This window comes from Aminobacter aganoensis, from assembly GCF_014206975.1.
GTDB lineage: Bacteria > Pseudomonadota > Alphaproteobacteria > Rhizobiales > Rhizobiaceae > Aminobacter > Aminobacter aganoensis.
This window is the reverse complement of the sequence record NZ_JACHOU010000010.1, coordinates 1-13455: the sequence shown is the minus strand read 5'-3', so window position 1 is coordinate 13455 and position 13455 is coordinate 1. Positions and strand designations below refer to the sequence as shown.

Here is a 13455-nt window from a genome sequence, read left to right as displayed (position 1 = left end):
CCCAGGCGCACCCGTCCGCCGCAGTCACGACCCACGCAGAGGTCGCCGCGCAGATGGACGGCAAGCTGCATCAGGTGTCGTCGGGACGCAGCGACGCGTTCCTGGCGTCGCCGACGGTGCAGAACCATGCCGCCAACCTGTCGCTTTTGCCCGACGGCACGCTGGCCTGCGTCTGGTTTGGCGGCACGATGGAGGGCATGGGCGACATCTCGGTCTACCTGTCGCGACTGGCGCCCGGCTCGGACAGCTGGTCGGCGCCGGAGAAGATGTCGGACGACCCCCAGAAATCCGAACAGAACCCGCTGCTGTTCAACGCGCCCGACGGCAAGGTCTGGCTGCTCTACACCTCGCAGACCTCGGGCCATCAGGACGGCGCGGTGGTCAAGCGGCGCATCTCCGAGGATGGCGGCAAGAGCTTCGGCAAGGTGTCGGTGCTCTGCGACATTCCCGGCACCTTCGTGCGCCAGCCGATCATCATCAACGGCCGCGGCGAATGGCTGCTGCCGGTGTTTCGCTGCATCGGCCGGCCGGGGACACGCTGGAGCGGCGACGTCGACACTGCGGCGGTGCTGGTTTCCACCGACGCCGGCGCCAGCTGGACGATGCACGACGTGCCCGACAGCTTAGGTGCCGTGCACATGAACATCGTGGCGCTCGGCAGCGAGGAGATGGTGGCCCTGTACCGCAACCGCTTTTCCGAACAGGTGCTGCGCAGCCGCTCGCTTGACGGCGGCCGCAGCTGGAGCGCGCCTGAAGCCACCGACCTGCCCAACAACAACTCGTCGGTGCAGGCCGTGCGCACGGCCGATGGCCGCATCGCCATCGTCTACAACCATGCCAACGCCTCGATGTCCGACGACCGGCGATTGTCGCTCTATGACGAGATCGAGGGCGACGAGCCCGTCGCGGCCGAGCCAGCAACCGAGCCGGAAGGCCGCAAGGCCGTCTGGGGCGTGCCGCGCGCGCCGCTCAGCCTCGCCTTCTCCTCCGACGGCGGCGAGAGCTTCGGCAACCGCATCGACCTCGAGACGGGCGACGGCTTCTGCCTGACCAACAATTCCAAGGACGGGCTGAACCGCGAGTTCTCCTACCCGTCGATCCTGGCGACCCCGGATGGCGTCATCCACGTCGCCTTCACCTATTTCCGCCGCGCCATCAAATATGTCCGCTTGTCCCCAGGCGCGTACTGACGATGCTTGACTGCGGCGGCCATATCCAGCTGGAGCCATGACGATGACCGGTCTCAACACGCCCATCACGATCGTTCGGCCGCCGGTCATCGAGTTCGGCCCCGGCGTGGTGTCGCGGCTTGCCGCCTGGGTGAAGGCACGCAACGTCAGGAAGGCGCTGGTCGTCGCCGACGGATTCAATGCGGCACGGGTGGACACGCTTGATCTGGGTGTCGAGACGGTCGTCTTCGGCGAGGTGCGCCCGGAGCCTGACCTGCCCAATCTCGAAAAGGTGCTGGAGCTGGCGGCCCGCTCGGAGGCCGACCTGATCGTCGGCTTCGGCGGCGGCAGCGCCATGGACCTTGCCAAACTTGTCTCGGTGATGGCCGGCACCGGCCAGCGGCTGCAGGACATCGTCGGTGTTGGCAAGGCGGCAAGGCGCCGGGTGGCGCTCGCCCAGGTGCCGACGACATCCGGCACCGGCAGCGAGGCCGGAATCCGCGCGCTCGTCACCGATCCGGAGACGCAGGCGAAGCTCGCCGTCGAAAGCATCGAGATGCTGGCCGACATCGCGATCGTCGACCCGGCGCTGACCATGACCGTGCCGCCGGCCGTCACCGCCGCCACCGGCGTCGACGCCATGGCCCACTGCGTCGAGGCCTACACCAACAAGAAGGCGCATCCGATGATCGACCTCTACGCGCTTGAAGGCGTGAAGCTGGTCGGCCGCTACCTTGCGCGTGCGGTCAAGGACGGCAGCGACGTCGAGGCCCGCGCCGGGCTGTCGCTCGCCTCGCTCTATGGGGGCTTCTGCCTCGGCCCGGTCAATACGGCAGGCGGCCATGCGCTCGCCTATCCGCTGGGCACGCGCTGGCACATCGCCCATGGCGCCGCCAACGCGCTGATCTTCCCGCATGTGCTGGCCTTCAACCTGCCGGCGGCGACCGAGAAGACCGGTCATGTGCTCTCTGCACTCGGGCTGCCGGAGGCGAATGCCGTGCAGGACGTGTTCGGATCGACGCATGATTACTGCGCCTCGCTCGGAATCGAGATGCGGCTGTCAAAGCTGGGCGTGCCGGAAAACGACCTGGAGACGATGGCCGATGACGCCTTCGCCATCCGCCGCCTGCTCGACAACAACCCGCGCGACCTGGCGCGCACCGACATCCTGTCGATCTACCGGGCGGCCTACTGACCAGCTTCGCGCTGCCGCCGAACAGCTGCTGGTTTGGCCTTGGCGGCCACGCGGCGGCCGCTATTCGACCGGGCGGTCGTCGGCGATGACCTTGCCGTCATTGGGCAGGCTGCCGGGGGCGACGATCTCGACGCCGCCCTTCATCTTGGTCGCGCCTTGCAGTGCCGCTTCGAGCTCAGCACGGAGTTCGTCGCTCGGCGCGCCGGCTTCGGCCTTCAGCAGCATCGTGTCCTGCGCGCCGTCGCGGCCGACGACGAGGCGGAGCCGGCCGAGGCCGGGAAACCGGCGGCCGATCACGGCGACCTGGGCCGGGTCCACGAACATGCCCTTGACCTTGGTGCGCTGGTCGGCGCGGCCCATCCAGCCGGCGAGCCGCATGTTGGTGCGGCCGCAGGAGCTGAGGCCGGAGAGCACCCGCGACAGGTCGCCGGTACCAAACCGCAGCAACGGGTATTCCGCGTTGAGCCGCGTGACCACGACCTCGCCGACCTCGCCGTCGGCGACCGCCTCGCCGGTGCCCGGACGCACGATCTCGACGATCAGCCCCTCGTTGACGACAAGCCCCGAACGCGCCGTGGTTTCATAGGCGGCGACGCCGAGCTCGGCGGTGGCATAGGCCTGGTAGGCGTCGATGCCGGCACCGGCGATCTCCTGCTGCAGCGACGCCGGGAACGCCGCACCCGAAACCAAAGCGTGGCGGAACGGGTTTGCAGCACCAACGGCACTCATGCGGTCGATCAGGATCTTGAGGAAGTCGGGTGTGCCGATGTAGCCGGACGGCTTGAGTGCCGCGATCGCCTCGACCTGCTGGTCGGTGTTGCCGACGCCGGCCGGGATCACCGCGCAGCCAAGCGCATGGGCACCCGATTCCATCATGTGGCCGCCTGGGGTGAGGTGGTAGCTGAAGGCATTGTGGACGATGTCTTCCCGGCGCATGCCGGATGCGAACAGGGCGCGGGCAGAACCCCACCAGTCGTCGCCACGGCCTTCGGGATCGAAGATCGGGCCGGGGGAAACGAGCAGGCGCTTCAACGCACCCGGCCTGACGGGCGACAGGCCGGCGAAAGGCGGTTCCTTGGCCTGGAGGGCAAGCAGGTCGCCCTTGCGGATGACCGGCACCTGCTGGAGTGCCGCACGGTCGACGAGGCTCGCGACGGCCACGCCCTCAAGCTGCTGGCGCAAGGCCGGCGCGCCGGCTTGCGCGGTCTCGAGCAGCGAATGCAGCCTGGCAAAAAGGGCGGCCTCGCGGGCGGCAGGATCCTGGGTTTCCCCGGCATCGTAATGTGCGTTCGTGACCATGGTTCACCTGGATTTCTGGACGATGGGGCGCGCCGCCCAGCTGGCATGACCGCGCAGCACCCGGAACATGACGCGGTTCAGGCGAGCCAGCGCTTGCGCCGCTTGTAGCTCTTGACCTCGCGGAACGACTTGCGGCCCTCGCCGCCGATGCCGAGATAGAATTCCTTGACGTCCTCGTTGTCGCGCAACGAGGCGGCGTCGCCATCCATGACGATGCGGCCGGTTTCCATGATGTAGCCGTAAGTGGCGTATTTCAGCGCCATGTTGGTGTTCTGCTCGGCCACCAGGAACGACACGCCCTGCCTGGTGTTCAGGTCCTTGACGATCTCGAAGATCTCGTCGACCACCTGCGGCGCCAGCCCCATCGACGGCTCGTCGAGAAGGATCATCTTGGGACGGCTCATCATGGCGCGGCCGATGGCACACATCTGCTGCTCGCCGCCCGAGGTGTAGCCGGCCATGGACGACCGGCGCTGCTTCAGCCGGGGGAAATAGTCGTAGATCATGTCGAGATCTTCGCGGATGGCGCGGTTGCCGTCACGCCGCGTAAAAGCACCGGTGAGCAGGTTTTCCTCGATCGACAGATGGCCGAAGCAGTGCCGCCCCTCCATCACCTGGATGCAGCCGCGCCGCACCAGTTCGTTCGGGCTGAGGCTGTCGACGCGCTCGCCGTCGAACTCGATCGAGCCCTTGGTGACCTCGCCCCGCTCGGCGTGAAGAAGGTTCGAGATCGCCTTCAGCGTCGTCGTCTTGCCGGCGCCGTTGGCGCCGAGGATGGCGACGATGCCGCCCTGCGGAACGGCCAGCGACACACCCTTGAGGACGAGGATGACGTGATCGTAGATCACCTCGATGTTGTTGACGGACAGCATCGGCCGGGCGGTGTCGACAGCGATGGAAGCATGTTCAGGCATGACGAAGCTCCGGAGCTGGGGTCCCTCCCCCCGACCGGGGGAAGGGATACGTTGAAGGGCGCAGTCGGCTTACGAGGCGTCGCACGCCTCGGCACGGGCCGGCCACGGCGCGTTCTTCTCGGCATAGGCCTTGGCGTCGGCATCGAGCAGCGGGCCGACCTTGTCGCTCATCGGCGCGATGTAGTCGGAGACCTTTTCGTAGGTGGTGCCGTTCCAGCTCTGGACGAAGGTCGAGAAGTGGCCGTTGTGGTCGGCGCAGGAGAGCTTGACCGCACCGGTGAAGCCCTCGAGGCCGATCTCCTTGAGCCTTGCCTCGTCGATGTTGAGGCCTTCCAGCCCGCGCCGGACGTCCTCGCCGGTGACCGCCTTCTTGCCGGTGATCTCCTGCGCCTTGCGGATCGCCTCGGCGATCAGCATCGAGTTGTAGATGCCGCGGTTGTAGAGGACCTGGCCGACCTTGTCCTTGGACGAGACCTGGCTCTTGCCGGCATCGACGACGTGCTTCTGGATGTCGGCGAGAAGCGGGAAGTCCGCGCCCACGGCATGCCAGTTCAGCGTCTTGAAGCCCTTTGCACCGTCGCCGGCACCCTTGGCGTCATCCTCGCTCGGCCACCAGATCGAGATGAACTTCTCCATCGGATAGTTGGTCTTGACCGCTTCCTTGACGGCGGTGGCGTTGAGCGCGCCCCAGCCATAGAGGATCATGTAGTCGGGCTTGTCGCGACGCACGCTCAGCCACTGCGACGACTGGTTCTGCATGTCGGCGGCGGCCACCGGATAGAGCTTGGCCTCGAAGCCGAGCTCCTTGGACAGCTGCTCGATCAGCGGCAGCGGCTCGCGGCCGAAGCTGGCATCGAGATAGATGTAGCCGATCTTCTTGCCCTTGAGCTTGTCGATGCCGCCACCTTCCTGGGTGGCGATGTATTGCAGGATCTGGGTGAAGCCATCCCAGTAGGTTGCCGGCGGGTTGAAGATCCATGGGAAGGTGTCGCCCTTGGCCGAGGCCGAAAGACCGTAGGCCATCGACAGCACGGGGATCTTGTCCACGGCCGCCTTGGGGATCAGCGGCAAGGTGATGCCGGTCGACCATGGATTGACGATCACCGGCTTCTTGGGCTTCACCGATTCATAGCATTCGAGGCCCTTCTTGGTGTCGTAGCCGGTCTCGCATTCCTCGACCACCAGCTTGACGCCGCCGATGCCGCCGTCGCGCTCGTTGAGAAGCGTCAGATAGTCGTGCATGCCGTTGGCAATCGGCGTGCCGGAGCCGGCAAACGGACCGGTGCGATAGGTGAACAGCGGCACATAGATCGATTCTTCCTGGGCCTGCGCGCCGTGGACGGCCGGCAAGGTCAGCGCTGCTGCTGCAGAAAGTGCGTATAGCCAGTTCTTGAACGACATTTGGTTCTCCTCCCTACTTCTTTTGCATTTCCGTCTTGTGCGGGACCCCTAGTAAGGGAAGGGCCACACACGAAGCTTCTGCTTGGCGATCTGCCAGAGCCGCGCGAGGCCGTGCGGTTCGACGATCAGGAAAAAGATGATGAGGGCGCCGACGATCAGATAGGTCAGGTGCTCCACGGTTGCCGCAGCGATCGGCAGGCCGAGCGCCTCGGGCAGCATGCGGATGACGATCGGCAGGATGTGGATCAGGGCAGCGCCGAAGAAGCTGCCGATCATCGAGCCAAGGCCGCCGATGATGACCATGAACAGCAGCAGGAACGAGAGCTTGATGTCGAAGGCCGACGGCTCGGCGGCGCCGAGCCAGAGGAAGACCATCAGCGCGCCCGAAACGCCGCAGTAGAAGGACGAAACCGCGAACGCGAGCAGCTTTGCCGGCAAAAGTCGGATGCCCATCAGCTGCGCGGCGATGTCCATGTCGCGGACCGCCATCCAGGTGCGGCCGATCCTGCCGTGGACGATGTTGGAGGCGAGCAGGGTCATGACGGCGACGATCACCAGCACCACGAGATAGCGCGTGACGGGCGTGGCCGAGGGGCCGGTGATGGCGAGGCCGAACAGCGTGCGCGCCGGCACTTCGATGGCGCCGGACGGGTTGTCGTTGTAGAGCCAGCTTATCCGCACGAAACACCATTGCAGGAAGAACTGCGCAGCCAGCGTCGCGACCGCGAGGTAGAAACCCTTGATGCGCAGCGACGGTAGGCCGAACAGCACACCGATGCCCGCTGCGAAGAAGCCCGAGCAGAGGATCCAGACCAGGATGTTGACGCCGGGAAAGATGGTCGAGAGCTTGTAGGCAGAATAGGCGCCGACGCCCATGAAGGCGGCAGAACCGAGGGACAGCAGCCCGGTGTAGCCTACGAGGATGTTGAGCCCGATCGCGCCGAGCGAAAGGATCAGGAACGGCACCATCACCGAGGCGAGCAGGAACTCGTTGCCGAACAGCGGCACTGCGACGAAGGCGACGAGCAGGATGACGGCCAGGCCGAGCCGGTCCTGCAGGATCGGAAACACCGCCTGGTCGGCCGCGTAGCTTTGCTTGAACTGACCCGTTTCGCGATAGAACATGTCGTCAGATCCGCTCTATTATCTTGTCGCCGAACAGGCCCTGCGGCCGATACAGCAGGAACAGCAGGGCAATGGCGTAGGCGAACCAGCTCTCGATGCCGCCGCCGAGCAGAGGCCCCCAGTAGAATTCGCCAAGCTTTTCGCCGATGCCGATGATCAGCCCGCCGACGATCGCCCCGGGCACCGAGGTCAGCCCGCCGAGCACCAGCACCGGAAGCGCCTTGAGCGCCACGATCTCGAGCGCGAAGGAGACGTCGGAACGCGCGCCCCACATGATGCCGGTCACCAGCGCGACGAGGCCTGCGGCGAACCAGACGATGACCCAGATCTGGTTGAGCGAAATGCCGACCGAAAGGGCTGCCTTGTGGCTGTCGGCAACCGCACGCAACGCCCGGCCGATGCGGGTCTTCTGGAAAAACAGGGCCAGCCCGACGATCATCACGGACGCGATGACGGCGGCGGCGATGTCGATCTTCTGGAAGCTGACGAGGCCGCCGAGCATCTCGACATCGACCGAGCCGCTGGGCAGGTAAAGCTCGCTGGCGATCATCTGCTTGGGGTCGCCGCCGAACACCATCTCGCCGAAGCCGATCAGCACGTAGGTGATGCCGAACGTCGCCATGAACAGGATGATGTCGGGCTGGTTGACCAGCGGCCGCAGCACGACGCGCTCGACCAGCATCGCCAGCACGAACATCACCGCCGCCGTCAGGATCAGCGCGACGAAGGCCGCGACGTGGCCGGAGAAACCGGCGGCCGAAAACTTGTCGTAGAAACCGACGAGGGTAAGCGCCGAAAACACCACCATGATGCCCTGGGCGAAGTTGAAGACGCCGGACGCCTTGAAGATGAGCACGAAGCCAAGGGCGATCAGCGCATAGAGCACGCCCGACACCAGCCCTTCCCACAGGGTCTGGACCAGCAGATCGGGCATCTGCGCCATCTGCACGAAAGGGTCGATGAAGATGTTGTAGAGCATCGGTCTGCCTTCCTCAGCCGGCCCGGCCGGATGTCGAGCGGCCTGCCATCGTCCGTGCTGCGCTGCGTCTCGTGTTCATGCGGAACTTTCCTCCTCCACCAGACACCGGCATGGCTAATGCCCCACGCCGAGATAGGCTTCGATGACCTTGGGATCGGCCTTGACCACCTCGGGCGTGCCGTCGGCGATCTTGTGCCCGTATTCGAGCACCACGACGCGGTCGGACAGGTCCATGACGACACCCATGTCGTGCTCGATGAGGGCGATGGTGGTGCCGAAATGCTTGTTGAGATCGAGGATGTAGCGGCACATGTCCTCCTTCTCCTCGATGTTCATGCCGGCCATCGGCTCGTCGAGCAGCAGAAGTTCCGGCTCCATCGCCAGCGCCCGGCCGAGCTCGACGCGCTTCTGCAGGCCGTAGGGCAGCTTGCCGACCGGCGTCTTGCGGATCGCCTCGATCTGCAGGAAGTCGATGATGTCCTCGACCACGCGCCGGTGCTCGATCTCCTCACGCATCGCCGGGCCGTAGCGCAGCATCTGCCACAGCAGGCCGCGGTGCATCTTCAGCGTGCGGCCGACCATGATGTTGTCGAGCGTGGTCATGCCGCGGAACAGCGCCACGTTCTGGAAGGTGCGGGCAATGCCCTGGCTCGCCGCCTGGTAGGGCCGCATGCGCGGACGGGTCTTGCCCTTGTAGGTGATGCGGCCGTGCTGGGGGTGGTAGAAGCCGTTGACCACGTTCAGCATCGAGGTCTTGCCGGCGCCGTTGGGGCCGATGATGGCGCGGATCTCGCCCTTGCGGATGTCGAAGGACACATCGGTGATGGCCTTGACCCCGCCGAAGGACAGCGACACGCCGTCGACCGCCAGCAATGTTTCCGATGCGGCGTTCATGCGGCAACCCCCGGCTTGGCGCCCTGCGCCACCTGGGCGTCGGCAATGCGGACCCTTGCCGCGATGACGCCCTTGCGGCCGTCCTCGAAGGTCACCTCGGTCGAGATGTCGGCGGCTTCGGCGCCGTTGTAGAGGGCATCGACAAGCGGCTGGTAGCGTTCGGCGATGAAGCCGCGGCGAACCTTCTGCGTGCGCGTCATCTCGCCGTCGTCGGCGTCGAGTTCCTTGTGCAGGATCAGGAAACGCTTGATTTGCGCCGCCGCCATGCGCGGCTCGGCGGCCAAAGCGCGGTTCACTTCGGCGACATGCTCGGTGAACATCGCGTAGACTTCGGGCCGCTGCGCCAGCTCCTGGTAGGAGCCGTAGGCGATGTTCTTGCGTTCCGCCCAGTTGCCCACCGCCGTCAGGTCGATGTTGAGCATGACGGTGGCGAAGTCGCGGTCCTGGCCGAAGGCCACCGCTTCCTTGATGTTGGGGAAGAACTTCAGCTTGTTTTCGATGTATTTCGGCGCAAACAGCGCGCCTGATTTCAGCTTGCCGACATCCTTGGCGCGGTCGATGATGGTGAGGTGGCCGTCGGGATCGAAGAAGCCGGCGTCGCCGGTCTTCACATAGCCGTCCGGAGTGACCGTTTCGGCCGTCTTTTCGGTGTCCTTGTAATAGCCGACGAACTGGCCCGGCGACCGGTAGAGCACCTCGCCGTCGTCGGCGATGCGGATGTCGACATTGGGCGTCGCCGGTCCCACCGTGCCCGCGCGGATCTGCCCGTCTGGCTGCGCCGTGACATAGAGGAAGGCCTCGGTCTGGCCGTAGAGCTGCTTCAGGTTGAGGCCGAGCGAGCGGTAGAAGGAAAACAAATCCGGGCCGATCGCCTCGCCGGCCGTGTAGGCGACGCGAATGCGGGAGAAGCCGAGCACATTCTTCAGCGGCGCGTAGACCAGCAGGTTCCCGATCGCGTAGCCGAGGTGGGCATGGAGCGGTACCTTTTCGCCGTCGAGGATCTTTTCGCCCCAGCGCCTGGCAACGCCGACGAAGTGGTTGAACATGCCGCGCTTGAGCGCGCCGGCATCCTCCATGCGGATGGTGATCCGGGTCAGCAGCGTCTCGAACACGCGCGGCGGCGCGAAGTAGAAGCTCGGCCCGATCTCCTGCGTGTCGGCTTCCGCCGTTTCGCGGCTCTCGGGACAGGCAACGCAGAAACCCGCGACCAGCGACTGGGCGTAGTTGAGGTAGTGATCGCCGACCCAGGCCAGCGGCAGATAGGCAAGCACCTCGTCGCGGTCGGTGAGCTTGTCGAAGGCGACGGTATCGCGTGCCGCCGCTATCGAGCCGCCGGCGGTCAACAGCACACCCTTGGAGCGGCCCGTGGTGCCCGAGGTGTAGAGGATGATGGAGATGTCGCTGGCCTGGCCGCGATCGCGTTCGGCATCGACGGCCGCTGCCGCAGCCGGGTCGGTGCGCACAAGCTCGCGTCCCCGGGCAATGACGTCGGCGATGGCATGGAGCCGGCTGTGGTCGTAGTCGCGCAATCCGCGCGGCTCGTCATAGAGCACGGTCCGAAGCTTGGGCACGCGGTCCTGGACCGAGATCAGCTTGTCGACCTGCTCCTGGTCCTGCACCGCGGCAAAGGCAACGTCGGCGTGGTCGAGCACATAGGCCATCTCGTCTGCCACCGCATCGGCATAGACCGGGACCGGGATCGCTCCCAGCCACTGCGCGGCGAGAATGGTCCAGTACATGGCCGGCCGGTTCTCGCCGATGACGGCGATGGTCGCGCCGCGCTCCAGGCCCAGTTGCGCGAGGCCGGCAGCATAGGCGCGGATGGTCTCGGCCAGTTCGCTCCAGTTCCACGTCCGCCAGATGCCGAGATCCTTGTACCGCATCGCCGGGCGGCTCGGCCGCACGCGGGCATGCTCGCACAACAGCTTGGCAAACGTATCGAGCTCGCGCGTTGCGCTCCCTTGTGCCAAAGGCACGCCTCCCGTTTGTTCCCTCGTAGATCGCCGGGTGTTCCCGGTCGTTGATTGGAAGCTCGCAACCTTGGCCGTCTTTTTCAAGGGCTGGCTTGACAGACAGACCGGGCATGCTTGATATAACTTACCGGACTAGGTCCGCCGCCCGGCGGCGAGTGCCGAAGACCGTGCCGCTGGCGCCGTCTATTCGCCGTAGCGCCGCAGCTTTCCCAGATCCAGGATCGTCACGCCGCCGCCCTCGTTGCGCAACAGGCCGGCCCGCTCCAGTTCCTGCAAGGTGCGGTTGGCGACCGGCCTGGAAACACCGGCCAGCAGGCCGATTTCTTCCTGGCTGATGTCGATGTGCTTGCCAAGGAAGGGGCTGATGACGGGGTTGAACAGCCAGGCCAGGCTGCGCGCCACCTTGCCGGTGGAATCGAGCGTGCGGTCGTGCTCGACCAGCGCGATGAACTGGCCGAGGCGCTCGTTGAACAGGCGCACCAGCAGCCGGTTGAAGGCGACGCTGTTTTCGAACAGCCAGAAAAAAGTGGCGCGGTTGAGCAGGGCCACCTGGGTGCGGCGCAAGGCGACGACGTCGTACTGGCGCGGCTCGTCCTTGAGCAGCGAGCCTTCGCCGAACCAGCAGCTCGGCGGCAAGCCGACATAGCTGACCGCCTTGCCGGAATCGGTGATCGAGCCGAGCTTCAGCAGGCCGCTGACGACGCCGATCCAGCTGTCGACGCGGTCGCCGCGGTGAATGAGGGAAGCACCCACGTCGAGATTGCGCAGCGCAATGCCGCGCCGCGCCCGCTCCTGCTCCTCGCCTGGCAGCTCCTGCGCCCAGAACACCGAGGTCAGAAATTGCTCCGAACTGATCACGCGCGCTCCTGCACACTGGCATGAGTGACCTGCGTACCATGCCGCCGACGCCTTCGTCACGCCGCGAGGCCCGCCAATCGGCGCCAATCCTCTGCGCCTGGCAAAATTTGGCCTTGAGTTTCTCGCTTGCGGCAATTAGCTAGTCGCTACCAGGCCGGGCCCCTCTGGCAGTCCATCGAGGACTGTGATGTCGGACTGGAAGTTCCAATCCGGGTGGCCTGGCTTTTGAAATCCCTACGCTGTAGCAGCACTTTGTGACACGCGCGGAGTCCGCGCTGCCTACGGCTATGATTGCAAGCCGCGCCGCCCCCAGCTGAAAGCAAAGGGTGCCGCATGACAGAATTTTTCACTCCAGAAGCGATGACCGCACTGTTCCAGGTGATCATGATCGACCTGGTCCTGGCGGGCGACAACGCGATCATCATCGGCCTTGCCGCCGCAGGCCTGCCCAAGGACCAGCGCGCCAAGGCCATTCTCATCGGCATCGTTGCCGCGACAGTGCTGCGCATCGGCTTTGCCGCTGCCACGACCCAGCTGCTGCAGATCGTCGGCCTGCTGTTTGCCGGCGGCGTGCTGCTGCTGTGGGTGTGCTGGAAGATGTGGCGCGAGCTCCGGCAGACCCACACCGAGGAAACCCAGGCCATCGAGGCGCTTTCGGAAAGCGATATCGACAAGGACGGCAAGGTTGCCGGTTCGGCCCCGCGTAAGACGCTCGGACAGGCGGCATGGCAGATCCTCATCGCCGACGTTTCCATGTCGCTCGACAACGTGCTGGCCGTCGCCGGTGCGGCGCGCGACCATCCCAACGTGCTGATCTTCGGCCTCGTGCTGTCCATCGCGCTGATGGGCATCGCCGCGAGCTTCATCGCCAATCTTTTGCAGAAGCATCGCTGGATCGCCTATGTCGGCCTGATCATCATCCTCTACGTCGCCGGCGAGATGATCTATCGCGGCGCCTATGAGCTGATGCCCTACATCGCCGGCTCCTGACGGCACGGCACGATCAGGCAGGCCGGAGAACGACGTCTCCGGTCTGCAGGTGCGACATGAAAAGGCCCGCTTCGCGCGGGCCTTTTTTGCGGCCGGCGGGCATCGACCAGCCTGCGATCCTGGGACGGCCAGGTCATCGCTCATTCAGGGCCACTTTTCCTCCACTCAACTTGCCGGCGGGAGCCCCCGAGCGGCCAGGCATTGGCCACGCGCCCCTGCATGCGAGCCGCATGTCGCTGTACTTTGTGGACCTTGGTTTTCCTGGCACCTATTCCTGCACGTACCTGTCTTAACTGTGCAAAACCTGCCCTGGCCCGGTCGGCATAACGTCCTCAAGACCGTTTGGACGGGCTCGTGGAAGCTTGCAAAGCCATGCGCTGACGTAGCGCGGCGTTTGCCTCGACGCGTCGAGGGCATCCGAGTGCCTGGCACGGCTGGCGAGAAGTGTTCGACCGCCTGGGCGCGCACCACACCATAAGCGGCGCTCTCAGGCCACGGCCTTTGACGTGCATGCCTAGGGGCTCATGGCAATTCGGCTGCGGTGCGTTTTTGTATTTGGTCGCGATTTGGCTTATCCCGCGTCGTCGGCCGCTGGGGTCCTTGCGGGCGGCTGATGCGGTTGTAATCAGACGGTCAGCCGGCAGCCAGATACCAAAAC

11 protein-coding genes are annotated in these 13455 nt (G+C 65.4%); 3 read left to right on the top strand and 8 right to left on the bottom strand.

Annotated features, from left to right (window positions below; genetic code table 11):
* The first annotated feature begins 53 nt into the window (after window positions 1–53).
* Together GGR00_RS18050 and GGR00_RS18045 are read left to right on the top strand one after the other, a co-directional pair.
* The gene (locus tag GGR00_RS18050; RefSeq protein WP_184700363.1) at window positions 54–1190 is read left to right on the top strand and encodes a sialidase family protein; all 1137 of its coding nucleotides are present in this window, start codon (window positions 54–56) and stop codon (window positions 1188–1190) included.
* A 43-nt stretch (window positions 1191–1233) separates the two neighbouring features.
* Window positions 1234–2364 (top strand): iron-containing alcohol dehydrogenase, encoded by a 1131-nt coding sequence (locus GGR00_RS18045; protein ID WP_184700272.1) that lies wholly within the window; start codon window positions 1234–1236, stop codon window positions 2362–2364.
* Between the two features lie 60 nt (window positions 2365–2424).
* On the opposite strand, the gene GGR00_RS18040 is transcribed toward GGR00_RS18045, so the two are convergent.
* The 8 genes from GGR00_RS18040 to GGR00_RS18005 all read right to left on the bottom strand — a co-directional run bounded on the left by GGR00_RS18040 (window position 2425) and on the right by GGR00_RS18005 (window position 11807).
* Entirely contained in the window at window positions 2425–3663 is a 1239-nt protein-coding gene (locus GGR00_RS18040) for a phenylacetate--CoA ligase family protein (protein WP_184700271.1), read from the bottom strand.
* A 77-nt stretch (window positions 3664–3740) separates the two neighbouring features.
* Window positions 3741–4577 carry an ABC transporter ATP-binding protein gene (locus GGR00_RS18035; protein ID WP_055975924.1) on the bottom strand — a complete coding sequence of 279 codons (837 nt, stop codon included), beginning with the start codon at window positions 4575–4577 and terminating at the stop codon, window positions 3741–3743.
* Window positions 4578–4646: 69 nt separating this feature from the next.
* Window positions 4647–5978 carry an ABC transporter substrate-binding protein gene (locus GGR00_RS18030; RefSeq protein WP_184700270.1) on the bottom strand — a complete coding sequence of 444 codons (1332 nt, stop codon included), beginning with the start codon at window positions 5976–5978 and terminating at the stop codon, window positions 4647–4649.
* 48 nt (window positions 5979–6026) lie between these two features.
* Window positions 6027–7103, bottom strand: a complete 1077-nt coding sequence (locus tag GGR00_RS18025) for a branched-chain amino acid ABC transporter permease (RefSeq protein ID WP_184700269.1) — start codon at window positions 7101–7103, stop codon at window positions 6027–6029.
* 4 nt (window positions 7104–7107) lie between these two features.
* Complete coding sequence (locus GGR00_RS18020) at window positions 7108–8082, bottom strand: branched-chain amino acid ABC transporter permease (RefSeq protein ID WP_184700268.1); 975 nt, start codon at window positions 8080–8082, stop codon at window positions 7108–7110.
* Between the two features lie 114 nt (window positions 8083–8196).
* Complete coding sequence (locus tag GGR00_RS18015; protein WP_184700267.1) at window positions 8197–8976, bottom strand: ABC transporter ATP-binding protein; 780 nt, start codon at window positions 8974–8976, stop codon at window positions 8197–8199.
* Window positions 8973–10946, bottom strand: a complete 1974-nt coding sequence (locus tag GGR00_RS18010; RefSeq protein ID WP_184700266.1) for an AMP-dependent synthetase/ligase — start codon at window positions 10944–10946, stop codon at window positions 8973–8975. The genes GGR00_RS18015 and GGR00_RS18010 overlap by 4 nt, the downstream gene beginning before the upstream one ends.
* 186 nt (window positions 10947–11132) lie before the next feature.
* Window positions 11133–11807 (bottom strand): Crp/Fnr family transcriptional regulator, encoded by a 675-nt coding sequence (locus tag GGR00_RS18005; RefSeq protein WP_055975907.1) that lies wholly within the window; start codon window positions 11805–11807, stop codon window positions 11133–11135.
* A gap of 333 nt (window positions 11808–12140) precedes the next feature.
* Here GGR00_RS18005 and GGR00_RS18000 point away from each other — a divergent pair, with 333 nt between their 5' ends.
* Window positions 12141–12797 carry a TerC family protein gene (locus GGR00_RS18000; protein ID WP_184700265.1) on the top strand — a complete coding sequence of 219 codons (657 nt, stop codon included), beginning with the start codon at window positions 12141–12143 and terminating at the stop codon, window positions 12795–12797.
* Window positions 12798–13455 lie beyond the last annotated feature (658 nt).

What these genes read in the sequence shown, in the direction of transcription:
- GGR00_RS18050 (WP_184700363.1), top strand. Translation starts at nt 54, where the DNA reads ATGGACGGCAAGCTGCATCAGGTGTCGTCGGGACGCAGCGACGCGTTC.
- GGR00_RS18045 (WP_184700272.1), top strand. Translation starts at nt 1,234, where the DNA reads ATGACCGGTCTCAACACGCCCATCACGATCGTTCGGCCGCCGGTCATC.
- GGR00_RS18040 (WP_184700271.1), bottom strand. Translation starts at nt 3,663, where the DNA reads ATGGTCACGAACGCACATTACGATGCCGGGGAAACCCAGGATCCTGCC.
- GGR00_RS18035 (WP_055975924.1), bottom strand. Translation starts at nt 4,577, where the DNA reads ATGCCTGAACATGCTTCCATCGCTGTCGACACCGCCCGGCCGATGCTG.
- GGR00_RS18030 (WP_184700270.1), bottom strand. Translation starts at nt 5,978, where the DNA reads ATGTCGTTCAAGAACTGGCTATACGCACTTTCTGCAGCAGCAGCGCTG.
- GGR00_RS18025 (WP_184700269.1), bottom strand. Translation starts at nt 7,103, where the DNA reads ATGTTCTATCGCGAAACGGGTCAGTTCAAGCAAAGCTACGCGGCCGAC.
- GGR00_RS18020 (WP_184700268.1), bottom strand. Translation starts at nt 8,082, where the DNA reads ATGCTCTACAACATCTTCATCGACCCTTTCGTGCAGATGGCGCAGATG.
- GGR00_RS18015 (WP_184700267.1), bottom strand. Translation starts at nt 8,976, where the DNA reads ATGAACGCCGCATCGGAAACATTGCTGGCGGTCGACGGCGTGTCGCTG.
- GGR00_RS18000 (WP_184700265.1), top strand. Translation starts at nt 12,141, where the DNA reads ATGACAGAATTTTTCACTCCAGAAGCGATGACCGCACTGTTCCAGGTG.